The sequence below is a fragment of the Streptomyces sp. NPDC047130 genome, from assembly GCF_040643475.1.
GTDB lineage: Bacteria > Actinomycetota > Actinomycetes > Streptomycetales > Streptomycetaceae > Streptomyces.
On sequence record NZ_JBEYUK010000007.1, the window covers coordinates 68,849 to 89,887 of the forward strand.

Here is a 21,039-nt window from a genome sequence, read left to right on the forward strand (position 1 = left end):
CGCGGGGGAGGATGGGCGGCGCGGCGATAGGTCTTTTGACATAGCTATCCTTCGGTACCTATCCTGTTCGGCATGTCCGAATCCAGCGCGCGCTCCCGGCGCACCGACCACGTGGCCTCCGGCCTCGCGGCGTGCCTGCCCGCGCTGAACCGGACCCTCGAGCGGCGGGTGGCACGCGAGTACCACGTGCCCAAGCCCTCCGAGGCCCAGCTCGCCCTCCTGCGCCACGTCGAGCGCCACGACGGCGCCACGGTCCGCGAGGCCGCCGAGGCGCTGCAGATGAAGCCCAACAACGTCAGCGCGCTGGTGTCGCAGCTCACCGAGCAGGGCGAGCTCGAGCGGCGCCAGGACGGCGTCGACAAGCGCATCGCGCATCTGCACCTCACCGAGACCGCGCGCCGTCGCATCGCGGAGGTGCGGGAACTCGAGACCGGCGTGCTCGGCGAGGCGCTGCACGCGCTCACGGACGGCGAGCTCGACGCCCTCGGGTCCGCGCTGGGCGCCCTGGCCGCCCTGGAGCGCGCCGTCCGCGACGGCGGCTGACGCCCGACCAGTACCGGCCAGTACCGGCCGGCGCCGGCCAGTGCCCGTCAGCGCCGGTGAGGATTCTCACGCTCCCGGCGGCCCTCCCGAGGGCGTCGCCCCTCATGCGGCACCGCCGCACCCCCACCCCCGCACGCCCGACCGGCGGCGCCCGACGCCGCCGGTCCGGGCGGTGTTCGTGGTGCCCTCCCCCGTCCCCCCACCCCATCCCCCTCCCCCTCCCCCTCCCCCTCCCTCTTTCTCCGAAGGCAAAGGCTCGATTTCCATGGCATCCACTCCCGTGGACGCGTCCCCGGCGGCCACCGCGCCCGCCGGACGCCGGGGCAACCCCTGGCTCGCCCTGATCGCGGTGTCGTTCGGTCTGCTGATGGTGCAGCTCGACGGCTCCGTGGTCGCCATCGCCAACCCGGCCATCGGCCGTGACCTCGGCGCCAGCACCGCCGAACTGCAGTGGGTGACCAACTCCTACCTGCTGGCCCTCGCCGCCTCCATGATCCTCGGCGGCAAGCTGGGCGACCGCTTCGGGCGGCGGTTCTACTACCTGGCCGGCATCGGCGGCTTCGTCGTCACCTCGGTCGCCATCGGCCTGTCCGGCAGCATCGAGACGGTCATCCTGTTCCGGGCCCTGCAAGGACTGTGCGGCGGCATCCTGATGCCCAACACCCTCGGCATCCTGCGCGCCGTCTTCGAACCCCGGCGCTTCCCGGTCGCGGTCGGCATCTGGGGCATGGTCTCCGCCGTCTCCACCTCCCTCGGCCCCATCGTGGGCGGCCTGCTGGTCGAGAGCGTCGGCTGGCAGTGGGTGTTCCACCTGAACGCCCCGATCGGCCTCGTCGCCCTGCTGTTCTCGATGTGGGTCCTGGCGGAGTCCAAGAACTCCACGGGCCACCACCGGTTCGACGTCGCCGGCGTCGTCCTGCTGGCCGCGGGCCTGCTCGCGCTGGTCTTCGGCATCGTCAAGGGCGAGACCTGGGGCTGGGCCTCGGCCGGCACCCTGGGCTCCCTCGCCCTCGGCCTGGCGGTCCTGGTGCTGTTCGGCTGGTACGAGACCCGGCAGGAGCATCCGCTGCTGCCCATGCGCCTGTTCCGCAACCGCTCGCTGACCGTCGGCTCGGTGATGACCGTGCTCAACTTCTTCGTCATGCTCGGCGGCATCTTCTTCATCATGCTGTACCTGCAGAACGTCCGCGGGTACACGCCGGTCGAGGCCGGTGTCGCCACCCTGCCGATGTCGCTGGCCTCCCTGGTGGCGTCACCGCTGGGCGCCCAGCTCAGCCAGCGCCTCGGGGCGCGGGTCTCCGTCCCGATCGGCCTGCTGCTGTCGGCGGTGGCCATGTTCTCCATGCTGACCTGGACCGTCGACTCGTCCTACGCCACCATGTGGGTCCCCTACATCGCGTTGGGCCTCGGCGTGGGCATCGTGCTGCCCGCCACCGCGGACACCATCATCGGCAACGCGCCCGTGCGGGACGGCGGCGTGGCCTCCGGGCTGCAGTCCACCATGCTGCAGATCGGCGGCGCGCTGGGCACCTCGGTGCTCGTCTCGGTCATCGCCGGCAAGGTCGGTTCCTCCCTGTTCGGCGAACTCACCGCCGCCGGTGTCCCCGCCGCCATGGCACACGGCCTGGAGAAGGCCGAGGACGCGGTCACCATGGGCATCGCGCCCGTCTCGCCCGGGATGCCCGAGGGGATCAGGGCCGCGGTCGTCGAGGGCGCGGGACAGGCGTTCGTCAACGGCATGCACGCCGCGGTGATCGTCACCGGCGTGCTGTGCGTGCTCGGAGCGGTCGTCGCCGCCGTCGGCATCGAACGGCGCGTCCCGGCGGAGGAGCAGGCGGCCGCCGCCGAGGCCGCCGCCCGCTGACCGTCCGCGGCACGCCCGCCGCACCGCCGCCCACGGCACGCCCGCCGCACGGCCGTCCGCGGCACGCACGCCGCGACGCGCCCCCGAGGGTTCTCCCCGGGGGCGCGTCGCCGTCTCCGGACCCTCCGCGACGGCGCCGGACGGGGTGCCGGCGCGGGGGCCGGCGCGGGTGCCGAACCGGTACCGGCCGGGCCTCGGTCACGGGCCGGGTCGGCGCAGGCCACTCCGTGGAAAAATCGACGTGACGGCACCCCGCGCGTCGGTTCGGCCGAACGGGTGAGCGCGCGCCACAATGGGGCCTGACAGACGATCCGGACACGACGCGGGGGACCGACGGTGATGAGCAGGCGCAGGCACGACGTCACCGACGAACAATGGGAAGGCCTCGCCGAGGTCGTCCCGCTCCGGGGCCGGGACGCCTGGCCCTCCCAGGTCGGCCACCGCGCGCTGCCGGAGGAGGCGGTCGAACCCCGCCGCCGCTTCGTCGTCCTGCGGGTCAACGTCTTCGCCGACGCCCGCGAGGTCGCCGAGACGCTGATGGCCGGCGCCCCCGTGCTGCTCGACCTGTCCGGCGCCGAGGGCGACGTCGCCAAGCGCGTCCTCGACTTCTCCACCGGCGTGGTCTTCGGCCTCGCCGCCTCCATGCACCGCGTCGACCGGAACGTCTTCCTGCTCACCCCGGGCGGTGTCGAGGTGCAGGGCCTGATCGAAGGACTCGGCGGGAACTCCCCGTCCCAGCAGGGACGATGACCTCCGCCCGGGGGTGAAGGCGCCCGGCCCGCGCTGACCGCGTCCCCCGATCGTAGGAAGGCCGACCGGGCGGAACGGTTCACCGGGACCGCACCCGCCTACGGTCCGGTCATGACCCTGTCCGTGCCCTCCGGCGTCCAGCCCCCGTCGCCCTCCCCGTCCCCGTCCCCCTCCCCGTGCCCGAGCGAGGCCGAGGAGGCGCGGGTCCCCGTCCAGCGCGCCGCCGCCGACCGCGCCCGCGTCACCGAGCTGCGGCTGTCCGCGTTCGCCTCCCACCGCGGGCTCCGCGTCCCGCTGGACGCCCCCTTCACCCTGATCGCCGGCCCGAGCGGCAGCGGCAAGTCCGGTGTGCTGCGCGCCTACGAGGCGCTGGCGCGGCTGGCGGGCGGGGCCGAGGCGGGGGAGGCGTTCCCCGACCCCGGCTCCTGCGTCCCGGACCGCGCCCGGCCCGACGAGCAGGGGCGCCGCGGCTTCCGCATCGGCTGCACCGCCGACGGCCCGGAGGGCCCCGTCCGGCTCGACGTCGCCGTGCAGGTCGAGCCCGCGCTGCGCATCGTGGGCGAACGGCTGACCGCGGACGGGACGGTGCTGCTGGAGACCGCCCTGCGCGATCCCGCCCGCCGCTCCGTGCAGGCCGCCTGGCACACCGCGGGCAGCGCGCCGGTCACCCGCGCGCCCCTGCCCGACGACCGGCTCGGCACCGCGCTGCTGCCGCTGCGGGTGGCCGGGAAGACCGAGGGCCAGCGGCGGGTGCTGGCCGCGGCCGAGCAGATGGTGGTCGCCCTGCGGTCGGTGTTCGTCTGCGACCCGCGTCCCGCGCGGATGCGGCCCGCGGTCCCGCTGGGCACCGGGCGGCTGCTGCGCGGCTGCGACAACCTCGCCGACGTGCTGTTCCGCACCCGCTCCGAGTGCGGGCGGCGGCACGGGCTGCTGGTCGACGCCGTCCGCGCGGGCTGCGCCGGACCGGTCCACGACCTGCTCGCCGAGCGCACCACCGACGGCCGGGTGCGCGCCCTGCTCGACCGCGGCGACGGCTCCCGCACCGACCTCGCGCGCCTGGGGGACGGCGAACTGCGCTACACCGCCCTGGCGTTGGTGCTGCTCACCGGGCCGGGCGTGCTGGAGGTCGACACCGCGGAGGTGCCGGAGGCGTACCAGACGCTCACCGTGCTCGCCGACGGCTTCGGCCAGGGACTCGACGCGCGCCAGCGGCGTGAACTGCTGGGCCTGGCGGCCCGGATGTGCGAGCGGGGGCACATCCGTCTCGTCGGCGCGGTCAACGACCTCTCCTGGGTGGAGGGCGCCGAGGGGAGCGACGCGGCGCGGGTGGTAGACCTGGCACCGTGACAGACGACCGTGACCTGGACGCCCTGCGGCGGCGGCTGGTGGAGTTCGCCGCCGCGCGCCGCTGGGAGCCGTACCACACCCCGAAGAACCTGGCGGCCGCGCTCAGCGTGGAGGCGTCCGAACTGCTGGAGATCTTCCAGTGGTTGACGCCCGAGGAGTCGGCGCGGGTGATGGACGACCCCGAGCGGGCGCACCGGGTCGAGGACGAGGTGGCGGACGTGCTCGCCTACCTGCTGCAGTTCTGCGCGGTGCTGGGCGTCGACCCGCTGTCGGCGCTGGATGCGAAGATCGTGCGGAACGAGAAGAGGTTTCCCGCGCCCGGCGCGTGAAGCGGGCCGCCCGGTCGGCCGGATCGGGAGGCGTTCTCACTCTCCGGAGTTGTGGAGCGGGGCGTTCTCGCGAAGTTTTCCACAGATTTCCGGCATGGTCTGGCGTATCCGTGCCCGACCCTTCACTCTGGGTAGTGGAACCGGTACGGCGTGCGCGGGGGCACGCGGAGCGAACGGGGGCGGCGTGGATGGACGCGGCACGGCTCATCGAAGTGGCCAGACGGGCTCTGGCGGTCAGTGAGGAACCGCAGGCCGTTCTGGCCGAGGTGTGGCAGGCGCACGCCCTGGCCCAGGCGGTCGGCAGCCGACTGGCGGTGTCCGGGCCGCCGGAGCTGAGAGGAGAGGCGCTCGGGCTGACGGAACTCGCCGGACGCGGCTGCGGGGCGCTGGGGCCGGCGCCGTTCGGCACCGAGCACCTGCGTGCCGCGCGGCTGACCTCGGTCGGGGAGCCGTTCGCGGTGCTCGAGGCGCTGGGCGAGCTGCTCTCCGAGGCGGGCATCGCCATGATCGGCCTCGCCCCCGCCGCGGCGGACGACGACACCTACTGGCAGTGCATGGAGTCGATCGACGCGTCCGACGAGTCCCGCGACCGGGTGCTCCAGATGATCCGCCGCCTCACGCCATGACCGCCACCCGGTCCGGTCCTGGCGGCACGGCGCGGTGCGGCACGGTGCGGCGCGCCGCGGCGCGGTGCCGTGCGGTGCGGACACGGCTCGGGGCCGCCACGGCGTCCGTGGCGGCCCCGAGGGGAGGGCGCGGGGGCGCGGCCGGGTCAGGGGCGGGTGAGCAGCGGGGGTTCGGCGCCGGTCCGGCTCGCGAGCACGGAGCGGCGGCGGCCGTAGCCGAGGTACACGGCCAGCCCCACGGCCAGGAACGCGGCGAACTGCACCCACGTGCCCCAGCCGGTCTCGAACATGAGGTACAGGCAGAACAGCACGCCCAGCACCGGCAGCACCGGGCCGAACGGCACCCGGAACGGCCGGGCCAGGTCCGGTTCCCGTCGGCGCAGCGCGATCACGGCGACGTTCACGGCGGCCATCGCGGCCAGCGTGCCGATGGTCGACAGGTCGATCAGCCCGTCCAGCGGCACGAACGCCGCGACCAGCCCGAAGACCACGCCGATGACGATCGTCCCGGTGACCGGGGTCGAGGTCCTGGGGGAGACCTTCTCGAAGAACCGCGGCATCAGACCGTCACGCGACATCGACATCAGGATGCGGCTCTGCCCGTAGGTGACCGCCAGCGTCACCGAGGCGATGGCCACCACCGCGCCGAAGGCGACGACCGCCCCGCCGACGTCGGAACCGGTGACCGTGTCGACCACGTGGGACAGCGCGGCCGGCCGGCTGCCCGCCTCCTCGGAACCGATGGCGCCGATCGCCGCGAGCGCCACGGCGCAGTACAGGACGGTCACCGCGCCGATGCAGACCAGGATCGCGATCGGCACGTCGCGCCGGGGGTTGCGGGACTCCTCGCCCGCCGTGGTGATCGCGTCGAAGCCGATGTAGGAGAAGAATGCCGCCGAGGTGGCCGCGCCGATGCCGGCCACGCCCTCGGGGGCGAACGGGTTGAGGTGGCCGTCCTGGAACGCGCTGAACCCGACCGCGCAGAACACCAGCAGGATGCCGATCTTGACCACGGCCATGACCGCGGTGGCGCGGGCGCTCTCGCGGACGCCGCGGACCAGCAGCACCGTGGCCAGGCCGATCAGCACCACGGCCGGGAGGTTCACCACGCCGCCCTCGGTGGGCCCGTGCGAGAGCGCGGCGGGCAGCTCGTGGCCGAGGAGGCTGTCGAGCAGCTCGTTGACGTACTCGCTCCAGCCCACGGCGACGGCGGAGATGGAGATGCCGTACTCGAGGAGCAGGCACCAGCCCACCAGGAAGGCCCAGGTCTCGCCGAGACCGGCGTAGGCGAAGGAGTACGAGGAACCGGCGACCGGGATGGCGCCACCGAGCTCGGCGAAGGAGAAGGCGGTGAAGACGCAGGTGATCGCGGCGAGGACGTAGGAGACGACGACCGCGGGGCCCGCCTCGGCGATCGAGCCGGACAGGCCGACGAAGATGCCGGTGCCGACCACGGCGCCCATGCCGAAGCAGATCAGGTGGAAGAGGCCCATGGTCCGCTTCAGACCGTGACCCTCGAGGTCGTGGCCCGATTCGGAGATCAGGAGCCGGGAGGATTTGACGCGTGGTGCGGGCATGACGGGTGGTGCTCGTTTCTGGGTGGTGCGGGTCGCGACGGGGTGGGTCGCGGTCGGACGGCACGGAAAGGGATGGTTCCACGCCGACCGTCGGTCGCCCCCGCGGCGCGACGGCCGCGGGGGAGTGTCACAGGGGCTCCGGAGCCGCCGAGGTCAGCGGCCGAGCGCGGCGACCATGACGGCCTTGATGGTGTGGAGGCGGTTCTCCGCCTCGTCGAAGACGACGGAGTGCGCCGACTCGAAGACCTCGTCGGTGACCTCCAGCGACTCCAGGCCGTACTCGGCGTGGATCTGCCGGCCGACCTCGGTGCCCAGGTCGTGGAAGGCCGGAAGGCAGTGCAGGAACTTCACGTCCGGGTCGCCCGTCGCGCGCAGGACGTCCATCGTCACCGCGTAGGGGGACAGGGCGGCGATCCGCTCGCCCCAGACCTCCTTGGGCTCGCCCATGGAGACCCAGACGTCGGTGGCGACGAAACCGGCGCCCCGCACGCCCTCGGCGACGTCCTCGGTGAGGGTGACGCGGGCGCCGCTGATCTCCGCCAGCTTGCGCGCCCGGGCGACGACCTCCTCGTCGGGCCAGTACGAGCGCGGCGCGACGATCCGCACGTCCATGCCGAGCAGGGCGCCGGTGACCAGGTAGGAGTTGCCCATGTTGAAGCGGGCGTCGCCCAGGTAGGCGAAGGCGATCTCCTCCAGCGGCGCGGCGCTGTGCTCGGTCATGGTGAGCACGTCGGCGAGCATCTGGGTGGGGTGCCAGTCGTCGGTGAGGCCGTTGAACACGGGCACGCCCGCGTGCGCGGCGAGCTCCTCCACCTTGGCCTGGCTGTCGCCCCGGTACTCGATGCCGTCGTACATCCGGCCCAGCACCCGCGCGGTGTCCTTCACCGACTCCTTGTGCCCGATCTGCGAGGCGGACGGGTCCAGGAAGGTCGTCGAGGCGCCCTGGTCGGCCGCGGCGACCTCGAAGGCGCAGCGTGTGCGCGTCGACGTCTTCTCGAAGATCAGCGCGATGTTGCGGCCCCGCAGGTACTGGGTCTCGGTCCCGGCCTTCTTGGCCGCCTTGAGCTCGGCGGCCAGCTCGACCAGGCCGCGGAACTCCTCACGGCTGAAGTCCAGCTCCTTGAGGAAGCTGCGGCCGGCGAGGGCGGAAGGGAGGTGGGGCATCACGAGCTCCAGTGGCTGCTGCGGGGGACGGTGGAATTCTATACGCAAAAAAGAATGATTATGCACCGTGCTGGACGCGCGAGACCCTACACCGGATCCCGCTCCACCGGACAGCTCATGCAGCGCGGCCCGCCCCGTCCCCGGCCGAGCTCGTTGCCGCGGATCTCGATCACCTCCACGCCCTGCTTGCGCAGGTGCGTGTTGGTGGTGGTGTTCCGCTCGTAGGCGACCACCACCCCCGGCTCCACCGCCAGCACGTTGCACCCGTCGTCCCACTGCTCCCGCTCGGCGGCGTGGACGTCCTGGGTGGCGGTGAGGACCCGGATCTCGCTCAGGTCCAGCGCCGACGCGATGGCGCGGTGCATGTGCTCCGGCGGATGGTCCACGACCTGGATCCGCTGCCCGGCGCCGCCCGGGGTGATCGTGTACGACCGCAGCATGCCCAGTCCCGCGTACTGGGTGAAGGTGTCCCGGTCGACCATGGTCATCACGGTGTCCAGGTGCATCGTCGCCCGCTTCTTCGGCATGTCCAGCGCCACCACGGCACGCGCCGAGCCGGTGGCGAACAGCTTGTGGGCGATCATCTCCACGGCCTGCGGCGTGGTCCGCTCGCTCATGCCGATCAGCACCGCGCCGTTGCCGATCACCAGGACGTCGCCGCCCTCGATGGTCGACGGGTAGTCGGCGTGTCCCTGCGACCAGATGTGGAACTCCTCGCGGCGGAAGAGCGGGTGGTGCCGGTAGATCGCCTCGAAGTGCACCGTCTCGCGGCGGCGGGCCCGCCAGCGCATCGCGTTGATGGACACCCCGTCGTAGATCCAGGCGGAGGTGTCGCGGGTGAAGAGGTGGTTGGGCAGCGGGTCGAGCAGGAAGTCGTCCAGCTCCATCACGTGGAAGCGGACCGAGACCGGCTCCGGGTGCTCGTCCAGGTACTCCCGCTTGGTCATGCCCCCGATCAGGGCCTCGGCCAGCCGGTCGGCGGGCAGCGCCTCGAAGACGGATCTGAGCCGGGAGGTGGCGAGCGGGCCGAACTCACGGGTGTCGAACACCTCGTCCAGGACCAGGGAACGCGCCTCGTCGACCGCGAGGGTCTCGGCCAGCAGGTCCTCGAAGAGGTGCACGGCCACGCCGCGCCCGCGCAGCACCGAGGCGAAGGCGTCGTGCTCCGCCTGGGCGCGACGCACCCAGAGCACGTCGTCGAAGAGCAGGTCGTCCTTGTTGGACGGGGTGAGGCGCTTCAGCTCGAGGCCGGGGCGGTGCAGGACGACGCGGCGCAGCCGGCCGGTCTCGGAGTCGACGTGGAATCCCATGCCACTCATCCTGACCCCCCGGACCCGGTTTCATCCCTGTTCAGGAGGCCCTTCCGCCCGCTCGCAGGAGCCGGCCGCCCGGTGCGGCGCTTTACGCCAGCCATGATCCGTGCGAGGTTGCGGCATTGCGACATGGCAGCGGCGTGCCGGAAACGGCATGTCGACGACGGCATGAACCCGCCGCCCCATGGCGGGACACGGACGAGTGGGGGCCCACGATGATCCAGGACGTGCTGGGACTGACGGAGAACGAGTCGAACGCCTACCGGGAGCTGCTGCGCCGGCCCTCCTGCTCCGCCGCGGAACTGGCCGAAGTGCTGAGCGTGCCCGAGGGCGAGGCGGCCGGCGTCATGGGACGCCTGGAGGTGCTGGGCCTGGCCGCCCGCAACGGACAGGCGCCCGGCCGGCTCAGCGCCTCCCCGCCCCGGCTGGCCCTCGGCTCCATGCTGGTCCACCGGCAGAACGCGCTCCGGCTGGCCGAACTCGAACTCGGCTCCCTGGAGGAGCTCTACCGGGCGACCATGGCGGAACGATCCTCCTCCGACGTCCTGGACGTCGTCCGCGGCGTCGAGGCGACCCGGCAGCGGCTGGAACAGCTCCAGACCGGCGCGCGCAGCGAGATCCTCTGCCTGGTGCAGGCCCCGGCCCGCTTCGTCTCCACCACCGAGAACACCGCCACCGAGGCCGCCGCCGCGGCCCGCGGGGTCGCCTACCGGGTGGTGCTGGAGCGGCGCATGCTGGAGGAGGACGACGGCATCGTCGAGGAGCTGGAGCGCGCGGTGCAGGCAGGCGAGGAGGTCCGGGTCACCGACTCGGTCCCGGTGAAGCTGATGATCGCCGACCGGGAGCTGGCGATGGTCCCGATGGGAGGCCGCGGCCACGCGGCGGACGGAGCGCTGCTGGTCCGGCCCGGCGGCCTGCTCGACGCCCTCACCGGGCTCTTCGAAATGGTCTGGCAGCGCAGCTCCCGCCTCACGGTGCCCCGCGTCGGCGAGGTCGCGGAGTCCACGCCCAGCGCCCTCGACGAGACGGACGCCCGCATCATGAGCCTCCTCGTCGCCGGGCTCACCGACCAGGCGGTCGCGGTCCGTCTCGGCCTGTCCTTGCGCACCGTGCAGCGCCGGGTCGGTCAGCTGATGAAGCTCACCGGCGCCCAGACCCGCCTCCAACTGGGCCTTCAGGCAGCCCGGTTGGGATGGGCGTGAGGTCCCGGGCGGCACCGCGGCGGCGGGCCGCACCGGCCCCGGTGACACTCCGTCAGGTACGCGACCTAAAATGATCAACGTGTCCGACCAGCGCGCTCCCCGTTCCCTCATCGTCACGCTCTACGGCGCGTACGGCCGTCACCTGCCCGGACCGTTGCCCGTCTCGGAGCTGATCCGGCTGCTCGCGGCGGTCGGCGTCGACGCCCCGTCGGTGCGGTCGGCGGTCTCCCGGCTCAAGCGGCGCGGCATGCTGGTCCCCGCCCGGACCGACACGGGGGCGGCGGGCTACGCGCTCTCGCCGGACGCGCGGCAGACACTGGACGACGCCGGACGCCGGCTGCTCGCCGGGCCGCCCGAGGGGGAGGAGTGGCTGCTGGCCGTCTTCTCCGTGCCGGAGACGCTCCGGCAGCGCCGGCACGTGCTGCGCACCCGGCTCGCCCGCCTCGGGTTCGGGGCGGCCGCGCCCGGCGTGTGGATAGCGCCCGCCCGCGTCCACGAGGAGGCCCGGCACACGCTGAGCCGGCTGGGCCTCGACCGGTACGTGGACTTCTTCCGGGGCGAGCACCTCGGGTTCACGCCCACCGAGGAGGCGCTCGGACGGTGGTGGGACCTCGACGCGATCGCCGCCCGGTACGAGGAGTTCCTCGTGCGGCACACGGGGCTGCTCCGGTCCTGGGAGGACCGCGACGACAGCCCGGCCGAGGAGGCCTACCGGGACTACATGCTCGCCCTCGACGCCTGGCGCGAACTGCCGTACGCGGACCCCGGGCTGCCGCCGCGGCTGCTGCCCGCGGACTGGCCGGGGCCGCGGGCCGGCGCCCTCTTCCACGCACTGCGGGACCGGTTGCGCGACGCGGCGGAGCGCTACGTCACCGCCGGGTGACGCCGCGCCTCCGCCGCGCCTCCGCCGCGGCGACCCGCCGCGGGACCGCGCACGGGACCCCGGACGGGACCGCGCAAGGGACCCCGCACCGGACCCCGGACGGGACCGGCACGGAGCCCGGCGCGGAGCCCGGCGCGGGGCCCGGCGCGGGGATCCCGCACGGGTCCCCGCACGAGGCCCGGCGCCGGGCCCCCTCGCCGGGTCACAGGCGCGGGTCCACCGGTTCGGACTCGAGGGCCAGGACCGCGAACACCGCCTCGTGGACGCGCCACAGCGGTTCGCCCTCCGCGAGCCGGTCCAGCGCCTCCAGCCCCAGCGCGTACTCCCGCAGCGCCAGCGACCGCTTGTGCCCGAGGTGCCGCTGCCGCAGCCGCTCCAGGTTCTCCGGCCGGGTGTACTCGGGACCGTAGACGATCCGCAGGTACTCCCGCCCCCGGCACTTGACGCCGGGCTGCACCAGCCGCCCCTCCGCGTCCCGCACCAGCGCGCCGAGCGGCTTGACGACCATGCCCTCGCCGCCCCGCCCGGTCAGCTCCAGCCACCAGTCGACGCCCGCGGCCACCGAGGCCGCGTCGCCGGTGTCGACGACCAGCCGCCCGGTGCTCCGCAGCAGCCCGCTGCCGTCCGCCGCGACCAGCCGGTCGAGCCACGCCAGCTGCTCGTCGTGCGGCACGCCCGCCAGACTGCGCCCCCGCCCGGCGAGGAGCTGGAACGGCGCGAACCGCACGCCCTCCAGGCCCTCCGTCGTCCAGCAGTAACGCCGGTACGCGTCGGTGAACGCGGCCGCGTCCTCCGCCCGTCCACGCTGCCGGTCCAGCAGCCCCGCGACGTCCACGCCGCGCGCCCCGGCCGCCTCCAGCGCGGCCAGCGCACCCGGGAACACCGCCCCGGAGGCCGCCCCGACGGCCGCGTACTGGTGGCGCAGCAGCCCGCCCGCCTTCAGCGACCACGGCAGCAGCTCCCCGTCCAGCAGCAGCCAGTCGGTGTCCAGCTCCGCCCACAGCCCGGCCGCGCCGATCGCCGCGCGGAGCCGGCCGAGGACCTCCTCGGTGACCTGCTCGTCGTCGAAGAACGGCCGCCCGGTGCGGGTGTAGAGCGAACCGGTGGGCCCGTCCACGCCGAACCGCTCCCGGGCCGCGTCCGCGTCCCGGCAGACCAGCGCGACCGCGCGCGAGCCCATGTGCTTCTCCTCGCACACCACCCGCTCCACACCGGCCGCCGCGTACTGCGCGAACGCCTCCTCCGGGTGCTCCAGGCAGAGTTCATCGGCGGCTCCGCCGCGGGCCCGCTCCCCGGAGGTGGCCGTCGGCGCCATCGTCGGCGGCAGGTACGGCAGCAGCCGCGGGTCCACCGCGAAACGGCTGACGACCTCCAGCGCGGCGGCGGCGTTCTCCTCCCGCACCGAGATCCGTCCGGCGTGCCGGGTCTCCACGATCCGCTTGCCGTGCACGTCGCCCAGGTCCAGCGGCCGCCCCTGGTGGCCGCCCGGCGCCTCGCCGCCCAGCGGCTTCACCGGCTCGTACCAGACCCGCTCGGCCGGGACCTCCACCAGCTCCCGCTCCGGGTAGCGCAGCGCGGTCAGCCTGCCGCCGAAGACGACACCGGTGTCCAGGCAGAGGGTGTTGTTGAGCCAGGTCGCCGTCGGCACCGGGGTGTGGCCGTAGACCACCGCGGCGCGGCCCCGGTAGTCCTCCGCCCACGGATAGCGCACCGGCAGCCCGAACTCGTCCGTCTCGCCGGTGGTGTCGCCGTACAGGGCGTGCGAACGCACCCGGCCCGAGGTGCGGCCGTGGTACTTCTCCGGCAGACCGGCGTGGCAGACCACCAGCCGGCCCTCGTCGAGCACGTAGTGGCTGACCAGCCCGTCGAGGAAGGTGCGGACGCGCTGCCTGAACTCCTCGCTCTCGCCCTCCATCTGGGCGATCGTCTCGGCCAGGCCGTGGGTGTGCTGGACCTGGCGCCCCCGCAGCCAGCGGCCGAACTTGTTCTCGTGGTTGCCCGGCACGCACAGCGCGTTCCCCGACTCCACCATCGCCATCACCCGCCGCAGCACGCCCGGCGAGTCGGGCCCGCGGTCCACCAGGTCGCCGACGAACACGGCGGTCCGGCCCTCCGGGTGCACACCGTCGGCGTAGCCCAACTTCTCCAGCAGCGCCTCGAGTTCGGAGGAGCAGCCGTGGATGTCGCCGACGATGTCGAACGGACCGGTCAGGTGCCGCAGGTCGTTGAACCGCTTCTCGGTCACGACGGTGGCGTTCTCCACCTCCTCCACGCCGCGCAGCACGTGCACCTTGCGGAAGCCCTCGCGCTCCAGGTGCCGCATCGAGCGCTTGAGTTCGCGGATGTGCCGCTGGACGACCCGGCGCGGCATGTCCGCCCGGTCGGCCCGCGCCGCGTTGCGTTCGGCGCACACCGACTCCGGCACGTCCAGCACGATCGCGATGGGCAGCACGTCGTGCTCCCGCGCGAGCCGTATCAGGTGGCTCCGCGCCTCCTGCTGCACGTTGGTGGCGTCCACCACGGTCCGCCGGCCGGCCGCGAGGCGCTTGCCGGCGATGTGGTGGAGCACGTCGAAGGCGTCCTTGGTGGCGCTCTGGTCGTTCTCGTCGTCGGACACCAGGCCGCGGCAGAAGTCCGAGGAGAGCACCTCGGTCGGCCTGAACAGGCGTCGTGCGAAGGTGGACTTGCCGGAACCGGAGGCGCCGATCAGCACCACCAGGGACAGGTCGGTGACGGGCAGGACGCGCCCGGCGGGCCGGGTCTCCTGCACAAGGGCGTCGGTCATGCCACGGCCTCCTTACGGCCTTCGTCGTCGGTGCGGTCGGTGCGGTCGGTGCGGTCGGCGTGCCGTTCGCCGCCGGTCTCCGCGCAGAGGGTGAACAGGGCCAGCTGGGTCGGCGGCCCCACCTCGGGGTCGTCCGGGCCCACCGGCCGGTACTCGACGTCGTAGCCGTACCGCGCCGCCACCGAGTCGGCCCAGGCGCGGAACTCCTCCCGCGTCCACTCGAAGCGGTGGTCGTGGTGGCGCGCGTGACCGGCGGGCAGCGACTCCCAGCGGACGTTGTACTCGACGTTCGGGGTGGTCACGACGACCGTGCGGGGCCGCGCCGAGCCGAACACCGAATACTCCAGCGCGGGCAGCCGCGGCAGGTCCAGGTGCTCGACGACCTCGCTCAGCACCGCCGCGTCGTACCCCTTGAGGCGGCTGTCGGTGTAGACCAGCGACCCCTGGAGCAGCCGGACCCGCGACGCCTGCCGCTCGCCCATCCGCTCCAGCCGCAGCCGGCGCGAGGCCAGCGCCAGCGCCCGCATCGACACGTCCACGCCCACGACCTCGGTGTACCGGGTGTCCTTCAGCAGCGCCTGCAGCAACTGCCCCTGGCCGCAGCCGAGGTCCAGCACGCGGGCGGCGCGCCGGTCGCGCAGCGCCGTCAGGACCGCCTCACGGCGCCGCACCGCCAGCGGCACCGGCCGCTCCTCGGTGTCGGTGTCCGGGTCCACCGCGTTGTCGAACTCCTCGACCTCGGTGTCGTCGGCCTCCGCCAGCCGCAGCAGTTCCTGCCGTTCGGTCTCCAGCCGGTCCATGACCCGCTGCGTCAGCGACCACCTGCGCGCCAGGTACCGGCTGGTGATGAGCTTGTGCTCCGGGTGGCCCGCCAGCCAGCGCTCGCCCACCCGCAGCAGCTTGTCGACCTCGTCCGCGGAGACGTAGTAGTGCTTGGCGTCGTCCAGCACCGGCAGCAGCACGTACAGGTGCCGGAGGGCCTCCTCCACGGTCAGGCGCTCCGACTCCAGGACGAGCGAGACGTACCGGGAGTCCCCCCACTGCGGGAACTCCGTGTCCAGCGGCACCGGCCGTGCGTCCACGCGCCAGCCCAGCGGCTCGAACAGCCGGGCCACCAGCCCAGGGCCGCCGCGCGCCGGCAGCGAGGGGATCTCCACCCGCAGCGGAAGCGGCCGCCCGGGCAGCTCCGGCCGCGCCTCGCACCGGCCCTTCATCGCCGTGGAGAACACCGCGCCCAACGCCACGGCGAGCAGCGAGGAGGCCGCGTACGGCCGGTCGTTGACGTACTGCGCGAGCGCCGCGTCCGGCGCGCCGCCCCGCCCCTTGCCCCGGCCGCGGCGCACCAGGGCCACCGGGTCGACCTCCAGCAGCAGCGCCGCCGTGCAGCGCTCGTCGGAGGCCTCAGGGTAGAAGACGTGCGCCGTGCCGTAGGAGGTGGAGAAGGGCTGCGCCCTGCCGGGATGCTTGTGCAGCAGGAATCCGAGGTCGGTGGCCGGGCTCTGCGGCGTACCGGTCGTGGTGATGGTCAGGAACATCCGGTCCGGCCCCTCTCCGTCGTGTGTGGTCGGTCGCGTCCGGGCCGCACCGCGGCGGGACGTGCGAAACCCCCGGGACACGCTGTCCCGGGGGCTCGCAGGACGACGCCGCTCACGATCGCACAACCGGTCCGAGCTGCGCCTTCCTTTATCCGGCGGCCGGACGCGGCGGCCGGACGTGAGGGCCGGACGCGGGGCCGGTCAGCCGAGGCGGCTCTGCACCTGCGAGGAGATCAGCTCCAGGTGGTCCAGGTCCTCCAGGTCGAGCACCTGGAGGTAGATACGCTGCGACCCGGCCTCGATGTAGCGGCCGATCTTCTCGACCACCTCGGCGGGCGAGCCGGCCAGGCCGTTGAGCTTCAGCTCGTCCACCTCACGGCCGATCCGCTCGGCCCGGCGGGCCACCTCGGCGTCGTCGCGGCCGACGCACACCACCAGGGCGTTGGAGTACGTCAGCTCGTCGGCGGACCGCCCGGCCTCCTCGGCGGCCGCGCGCACCCGCTCGAAGAGCACCTTGGTGTCCTCCACGGACACGAACGGCGCGTTGAACTCGTCGGCGTACCGGGCCGCCAGGCGGGGCGTGCGCTTGGCGCCGCTGCCGCCGATCAGCACCGGCACCTTCGCCTGTGCCGGCTTCGGCAGCGCGGGGGAGTCGGTCAGGTCGTAGTGCGTGCCGTGGTGGCTGTACGTCTTGCCGACCTCGGTCGCCCACAGGCCGGTGACGATCTCCAGCTGCTCCTCCAGGCGCGCGAACTTCTCCTTGGGGAAGGGGATGCCGTACGCCTTGTGCTCCTCCTCGTACCAGCCCGCGCCCAGGCCCAGTTCGACACGGCCGCCGGACATCTGGTCGACCTGCGCGACCTGGATGGCGAGCACGCCGGGGAGGCGGAAGGTGCCCGCGGTCATCAGCGTGCCGAGACGGATCCGCCTGGTCTCCCGGGCGAGACCCGCCAGGGTGATCCAGGCGTCGGTCGGGCCGGGCAGTCCGGAGACGCCGCCCATGTGCAGGTAGTGGTCGGAACGGAAGAAGGCGTCGAAGCCCAGGTCCTCGGTGGCCTTCGCGACGGTGAGCAGGGTGTCGTACGTCGCACCCTGCTGGGGTTCGGTGAAGATTCGCAGGTCCATGCCCCCATCCTGCACCGGCCGGGAGGGCGGCGGGCGCATTGGGGTGCCGGACGCCGGTCCGGGCGGTGACCGCGCGCGGCTCCGGTCGGCCCCACGTTCACCGTGATCACCGCGCGGGTGAACTTCCGTCAACCGCGCTCCCTTCCGGCAGTCCGTTCAGTGACCGGCCCCGGCCGTGATCGTTGCTCGGGACGGAGCCGAAGAACGTCCGGCGCCCGCGCCGGAGGTTCGCCGCCGGAGCGTCCGTAGTGTTCGCCCTTCGGGGCCAGGGCCTGGGAGCCTTCGATGTCGGAAGAGACCGTTCCGCAGTCCGCGCCGCAGTCGGCGCCGGGCGGGCCGGGTGCGCAGGGCGTGCCGCTGCAGCCGTCGGGGCTGCTGCAGCAGATGGAGGAGCTGATGGCGGCTCTCAACGCGGACCTCTCCGACCTGGGCGCCGCCCTCGGGGCCGACCCCGACCGCCGTGACCCGGTCTGACGCCGCCGCGCCGCGGGCCGCCCTCACAGGGCCTGGCCGCCCTCGGTGAGGCGGCGGTACCACCACATGTCGGCCTCCCACGGCCTGCGGTCGGCAAAGGGGTCGGGCAGCGTGCGCGCACGGAACCGGGCGTCGAAGCGCGCCACCTGGCGCCTCAGTTCCGCCCGCGGCCGGTGGGGCAGCATGCGCAGCACCTCCTCCAGCACGACGCGGGCGTGCCGCACGTCGGCCAGGGAGCAGCCCCGGCAGGTGCAGAAGGTGTCCTGCGGGTACAGGGGCCCCCGCCCCGGCGTCCGCAGGAACTCCCGGCAGCGCCGCAGCGCGACCTCCGTGGCGCCGGGGAAGACGTCGTAGTCGTCGGAGAGGCGCTCCGCCCGGTGGATCGCCAGGCTGGTGCGTCCGGAGAGCCCGCGGATCCGGTTCGGCGGCGGGTCCTCCTGGACGCGCGGACCGTGTCGAGGGGCGCGCAGGGCGCCGGGCCGTCTACGCGGCATCGGCCTTTCGGTGCGAGATCACGCCCGCCATCATGCCGCCCCCGCCTCCACACGTCACCCCCCGTGCCCCGCCCGTACTCCGCGGTGGGGAGCCGGGCGGGGGATCCCGTCGACGCCCTGTGCGACTTCCGTGATGCCGTGCCGCACGCCGACTTGGCCTCCCGGACACGGGGGAACGAGGGCGAGGACGCTGCGCGGAAGGAGAGAACGTGACGCATCCGTACTCCACGCCGGGGCCCTCGGGCCGGACGACCACGCCGGACACCCGTCCGCTGCACAGGCGGAAGCGCGTGTGGGCGACGGGTCTGCTGCTCCTCCTCGTCGGCAGTTGCGTGGGCGCCGCCGGCGGGGACGACCCGTCCCGGCCCGCACCCGCCCCGACGGCGACCGTGACCGTCACCGCCACGCCGGAGCCCGCGCCGACGGTCACGGCGACCGAGACGGTGACCGCACGGCCGGAGCCGGACCCGGAGCCAGAGGAGACCGCCGAAGGGGACGGGACCGGTGGCGGGGGCGGCGCCGTGCACTACGCGAACTGCGACGAGGCGCGGGCCGCCGGTGCGGCCCCCGTCCACCGGGGCGAACCCGGTTACGGCCGTCATCTCGACCGGGACGGCGACGGAGTCGGCTGCGACACCTGAGACCGGGCCGTCGCGGGGTGCGGTCGCGGTCGTGGGGTCAGTCGACGGTGAGGGTGAAGCGACGTTTCTCCCGGGCGGGTGCGCCGAGGCGGTCGTAGAAGCGGATCGCCCGCGCGTTCCAGGCGGGCGTCTGCCACTGCACCTGGCGGAGCCCCAGTTCGCGGGCGTGCCCGACCACCGCGTCCATCAGCGACCGCCCGGCCCCCAGGCCCCGGCGGCCGTCGCGCAGGAACAGGCAGTCCAGGTGCAGGTACTCCTCGCCGTCCCAGGTCGACACCTCCGGTGCGCACGAGGCGTACCCGACGATCTCCTCGCCCGGGAGGACGGCGACGAAGCAGCGCAGCCGCGGGGTGGCCGTGCCGAAGAGCAGCGCCTCCAGCCGGGCGGCCAGGTCGGCGGGCGGCGGCGCGGCCTGCTCGTACGCCGCGTGCTCGATCACCAGGCCGACCACCTGCGGCAGGTCCTCCGGTGCGGCCTGCCGCACCCGCACCGCCTCTCCGTCCGCTCCCATCCATCCCCCTCTACGCCCGACCGGGCCAGACCACCGCCTGGGCGACGACGACCCGCTCGCCGTCGAAGGTGAGGGCGGGGCCTTCGTACAACTCGTAGCCGAGGGCGAGCGCTTCACTCACGCGCCGGCAGAAGGCGGCGTCGTCCGGACCGGTCAGGACGCGGTAGGCGGGCAGTCCGTCGGGTGGTGTGGTCATGGCGGCAGGATCCCAGACGCCCCGTGCGGTGTGCGACCTCCGGGCAGGCCGGGATCAGCCGCAGTGGTTCTGCGGTGGCTGGGCGGAAGCCAGCTGCGTCAGCCGGCGGACCTCGGCCTCCGCCGCCTCCGGATGCCCGAGGTCGAGGGCCATCGCGGCCCGCCCGGCGAGGTAGAACGCGTCCTGGCGGACACGGTGGTCCAGCCCCGGCCTGCGGCACAGGCCCAGGAACGTCACCTCGAGGCCGAGTTCGATGCGCCCCATCTCGTCCCGCACGGCCGTCGGCAGCGCGGAGCGCCAGAGGTCCTTGGCGTAGTCACGCGTCTGCCGGTCGGCCTCCTCCGGCCGCGCCTCGGCGGGACGGTACGGGTGGTCCGCCCACTCCGCGTCCGCCCACCGGACGAGCGTGTCCAGTTCGTCGCGGGCGCCCTCCAGGTCCGGGGGCGAGGCGGAGAGGGCCGCGTCGGCCTCGGCGATCAGCCGGACGAGACGGTGCCGCGCCTCCTCGTTCCCCGTCACGCACATCGCGACGAACCCCGACAGCACGTCCAGCTTCCGCCACACCTCCGCCTGCTGCCAGATCTCGTACAGGTCCCCCATGCGCCGTTCCCTCCCCGCGGACGCCGCGACCGCGCGCGCCCGCACCCTACGCCGCGCCCCCGCCGGCCGGTCCACCCGTTTTCCCGCCTTCTCCCGCGGGGACCCCGGCGTCAGTGCGCCGCCCCGGTCTCGATCAGGAGGACGCCGGCGGGATCAGGACGATGCCGAAGGTCATCACGCGGGTGAGGGATTCGCCGAAGAGGACGCGGGAGGCGACGGCGGTGAGGGCGACTCCGCAGGCGGTCCAGATGGCTTAGGCGAGGCCGAGGGGCATGCCGCGGTCGAGGGCGGCGCCGAGCAGCGCGAACGCGCAGACGTAGCCCGAGGCGACGAGGACGTACCAGCGGCGGGAGGCGGCGGGCCGGGAGGCCATGCGGAGGGAGAGCGTGGCGCCGACCTCGGTGAGGATGGCGGCGGTGAGGAACAGCCAGGTCACGAGGCGGGGCCTCCCGGCCGGGCGGCACCTGGGCGGAACTGGTCGCCCTGCCCGGTCACCTGCTCGCCCCCGCACCGGCCGCCGTGCCGTTGACGGACGCGGCGGCGCTACCACTGGCCGGGACGACCGCGCTGCAGGCCCTGCGCGCCACGGAGCCGACCGCGGGGGGAGCGCCTGCTGGTCGTCGGCACCGCCGGGGCGTCGGCGGTCCGGCCGTCCAACTCGCCCGCCTGACCGGCGTCCACGTCGACGCCCTGGTCTCCCGGCCCGGCCACGAGCGGGCGGCGAAGGAACTCGGCGCGGAGGAGGCGTGGCACCGCCCGCAGGACCTGCCCCGCGGCCGGTACGACGCCGTGCTCGACACCGCCGGCGTGGACGTGTCCGCGGCCCTCGTCCCCGGCGGGCGTTTCGTCTCCGTCGCCGACCACCCCCTGCCCGACGTGCCGGGCGCCCGCAAGAGCTACGTCCAGGAGAACGCCACCGACCTGGCCCGCCTCGCCCGGCTGGTGGACGCCGGTGAGCTGCGGCTGCGGATCGCCGGCCGCTTCCCGCCCGACGACATCCGCGCCGCCCACGAGCGCTTCGAAGCCGGCGGCCTCCCCGGCAAGGTCCTCGTCACCTTCTGAGGTGCCGGCGGGTCCTTG

At 74.0% G+C, this 21,039-nt stretch carries 22 protein-coding genes; 11 read left to right on the plus strand and 11 right to left on the minus strand.

Annotated features, from left to right (window positions below):
• Nucleotides 1–72: 72 nt before the first annotated feature.
• The 6 genes from ABZ836_RS12125 (at nt 73) to ABZ836_RS12150 (ending at nt 5,459) form a co-directional block, all read left to right on the plus strand.
• Nucleotides 73–543: a MarR family transcriptional regulator gene (locus ABZ836_RS12125; RefSeq protein WP_356129565.1), complete on the plus strand. Its 471-nt coding sequence runs from the start codon at nt 73–75 to the stop codon at nt 541–543.
• A 265-nt stretch (nt 544–808) separates the two neighbouring features.
• Nucleotides 809–2,407 (plus strand): MFS transporter, encoded by a 1,599-nt coding sequence (locus ABZ836_RS12130; protein ID WP_361141544.1) that lies wholly within the window; start codon nt 809–811, stop codon nt 2,405–2,407.
• A 339-nt stretch (nt 2,408–2,746) separates the two neighbouring features.
• Nucleotides 2,747–3,157, plus strand: a complete 411-nt coding sequence (locus ABZ836_RS12135) for a cell division protein SepF (RefSeq protein ID WP_356129561.1) — start codon at nt 2,747–2,749, stop codon at nt 3,155–3,157.
• 111 nt (nt 3,158–3,268) lie between these two features.
• Complete coding sequence (locus ABZ836_RS12140; RefSeq protein ID WP_361141546.1) at nt 3,269–4,504, plus strand: ATP-binding protein; 1,236 nt, start codon at nt 3,269–3,271, stop codon at nt 4,502–4,504.
• Nucleotides 4,501–4,833 carry a nucleotide pyrophosphohydrolase gene (locus ABZ836_RS12145; RefSeq protein WP_356129558.1) on the plus strand — a complete coding sequence of 111 codons (333 nt, stop codon included), beginning with the start codon at nt 4,501–4,503 and terminating at the stop codon, nt 4,831–4,833. Before ABZ836_RS12140 ends, ABZ836_RS12145 begins: the two co-directional genes overlap by 4 nt.
• Nucleotides 4,834–5,021: 188 nt before the next feature.
• Nucleotides 5,022–5,459, plus strand: coding sequence for a DUF6099 family protein (locus ABZ836_RS12150; protein ID WP_356129556.1), 438 nt, complete (start codon nt 5,022–5,024; stop codon nt 5,457–5,459).
• Between the two features lie 146 nt (nt 5,460–5,605).
• Here ABZ836_RS12150 and ABZ836_RS12155 read toward each other — a convergent pair whose 3' ends face one another.
• From ABZ836_RS12155 to ABZ836_RS12165, 3 genes are all read right to left on the minus strand, one after another.
• Complete coding sequence (locus tag ABZ836_RS12155) at nt 5,606–7,036, minus strand: amino acid permease (protein WP_361141549.1); 1,431 nt, start codon at nt 7,034–7,036, stop codon at nt 5,606–5,608.
• Nucleotides 7,037–7,189: 153 nt separating this feature from the next.
• Entirely contained in the window at nt 7,190–8,200 is a 1,011-nt protein-coding gene (gene argF, locus ABZ836_RS12160; protein WP_356129552.1) for an ornithine carbamoyltransferase, read from the minus strand.
• An 86-nt stretch (nt 8,201–8,286) separates the two neighbouring features.
• On the minus strand, nt 8,287–9,510 hold the full coding sequence (locus ABZ836_RS12165; RefSeq protein WP_356129550.1) for an arginine deiminase: 1,224 nt from the start codon (nt 9,508–9,510) through the stop codon (nt 8,287–8,289).
• A gap of 230 nt (nt 9,511–9,740) precedes the next feature.
• On the opposite strand from ABZ836_RS12165, the gene ABZ836_RS12170 reads away from it, so the two are divergent.
• Together ABZ836_RS12170 and ABZ836_RS12175 are read left to right on the plus strand one after the other, a co-directional pair.
• Nucleotides 9,741–10,715 (plus strand): helix-turn-helix domain-containing protein, encoded by a 975-nt coding sequence (locus ABZ836_RS12170; RefSeq protein WP_361141552.1) that lies wholly within the window; start codon nt 9,741–9,743, stop codon nt 10,713–10,715.
• Between the two features lie 70 nt (nt 10,716–10,785).
• Nucleotides 10,786–11,598 (plus strand): PaaX family transcriptional regulator C-terminal domain-containing protein, encoded by an 813-nt coding sequence (locus ABZ836_RS12175; RefSeq protein ID WP_356129546.1) that lies wholly within the window; start codon nt 10,786–10,788, stop codon nt 11,596–11,598.
• Nucleotides 11,599–11,800: 202 nt separating this feature from the next.
• Here ABZ836_RS12175 and ABZ836_RS12180 read toward each other — a convergent pair whose 3' ends face one another.
• The 3 genes from ABZ836_RS12180 to ABZ836_RS12190 all read right to left on the minus strand — a co-directional run bounded on the left by ABZ836_RS12180 (nt 11,801) and on the right by ABZ836_RS12190 (nt 17,043).
• The gene (locus ABZ836_RS12180; RefSeq protein ID WP_361141554.1) at nt 11,801–14,383 is read right to left on the minus strand and encodes a polynucleotide kinase-phosphatase; all 2,583 of its coding nucleotides are present in this window, start codon (nt 14,381–14,383) and stop codon (nt 11,801–11,803) included.
• A complete protein-coding gene (locus ABZ836_RS12185) occupies nt 14,380–15,918 on the minus strand; it encodes a 3' terminal RNA ribose 2'-O-methyltransferase Hen1 (protein ID WP_361141556.1) in 1,539 nt (512 codons plus the stop codon). Before ABZ836_RS12185 ends, ABZ836_RS12180 begins: the two co-directional genes overlap by 4 nt.
• A gap of 201 nt (nt 15,919–16,119) precedes the next feature.
• Entirely contained in the window at nt 16,120–17,043 is a 924-nt protein-coding gene (locus ABZ836_RS12190) for an LLM class F420-dependent oxidoreductase (protein ID WP_361141558.1), read from the minus strand.
• Between the two features lie 285 nt (nt 17,044–17,328).
• Here ABZ836_RS12190 and ABZ836_RS12195 point away from each other — a divergent pair, with 285 nt between their 5' ends.
• The gene (locus tag ABZ836_RS12195) at nt 17,329–17,517 is read left to right on the plus strand and encodes a hypothetical protein (RefSeq protein ID WP_356129538.1); all 189 of its coding nucleotides are present in this window, start codon (nt 17,329–17,331) and stop codon (nt 17,515–17,517) included.
• 23 nt (nt 17,518–17,540) lie between these two features.
• Here ABZ836_RS12195 and ABZ836_RS12200 read toward each other — a convergent pair whose 3' ends face one another.
• A complete protein-coding gene (locus tag ABZ836_RS12200) occupies nt 17,541–18,011 on the minus strand; it encodes a hypothetical protein (RefSeq protein ID WP_356129536.1) in 471 nt (156 codons plus the stop codon).
• Between the two features lie 209 nt (nt 18,012–18,220).
• Between ABZ836_RS12200 and ABZ836_RS12205 the strand changes: the two genes are divergently transcribed.
• Entirely contained in the window at nt 18,221–18,652 is a 432-nt protein-coding gene (locus ABZ836_RS12205; RefSeq protein WP_361141561.1) for an excalibur calcium-binding domain-containing protein, read from the plus strand.
• Between the two features lie 37 nt (nt 18,653–18,689).
• Here ABZ836_RS12205 and ABZ836_RS12210 read toward each other — a convergent pair whose 3' ends face one another.
• The 4 genes from ABZ836_RS12210 to ABZ836_RS12225 form a co-directional block, all read right to left on the minus strand.
• Entirely contained in the window at nt 18,690–19,163 is a 474-nt protein-coding gene (locus tag ABZ836_RS12210; RefSeq protein ID WP_361141563.1) for a GNAT family N-acetyltransferase, read from the minus strand.
• Nucleotides 19,164–19,173: 10 nt separating this feature from the next.
• A complete protein-coding gene (locus ABZ836_RS12215; protein WP_356129531.1) occupies nt 19,174–19,359 on the minus strand; it encodes a DUF1737 domain-containing protein in 186 nt (61 codons plus the stop codon).
• 54 nt (nt 19,360–19,413) lie between these two features.
• Complete coding sequence (locus ABZ836_RS12220; RefSeq protein WP_356129529.1) at nt 19,414–19,959, minus strand: hypothetical protein; 546 nt, start codon at nt 19,957–19,959, stop codon at nt 19,414–19,416.
• 253 nt (nt 19,960–20,212) lie between these two features.
• Nucleotides 20,213–20,395: an SMR family transporter gene (locus ABZ836_RS12225; RefSeq protein WP_361141565.1), complete on the minus strand. Its 183-nt coding sequence runs from the start codon at nt 20,393–20,395 to the stop codon at nt 20,213–20,215.
• 83 nt (nt 20,396–20,478) lie between these two features.
• Between ABZ836_RS12225 and ABZ836_RS12230 the strand changes: the two genes are divergently transcribed.
• Entirely contained in the window at nt 20,479–21,021 is a 543-nt protein-coding gene (locus tag ABZ836_RS12230; RefSeq protein ID WP_361141567.1) for a zinc-binding dehydrogenase, read from the plus strand.
• Nucleotides 21,022–21,039: the final 18 nt, after the last annotated feature.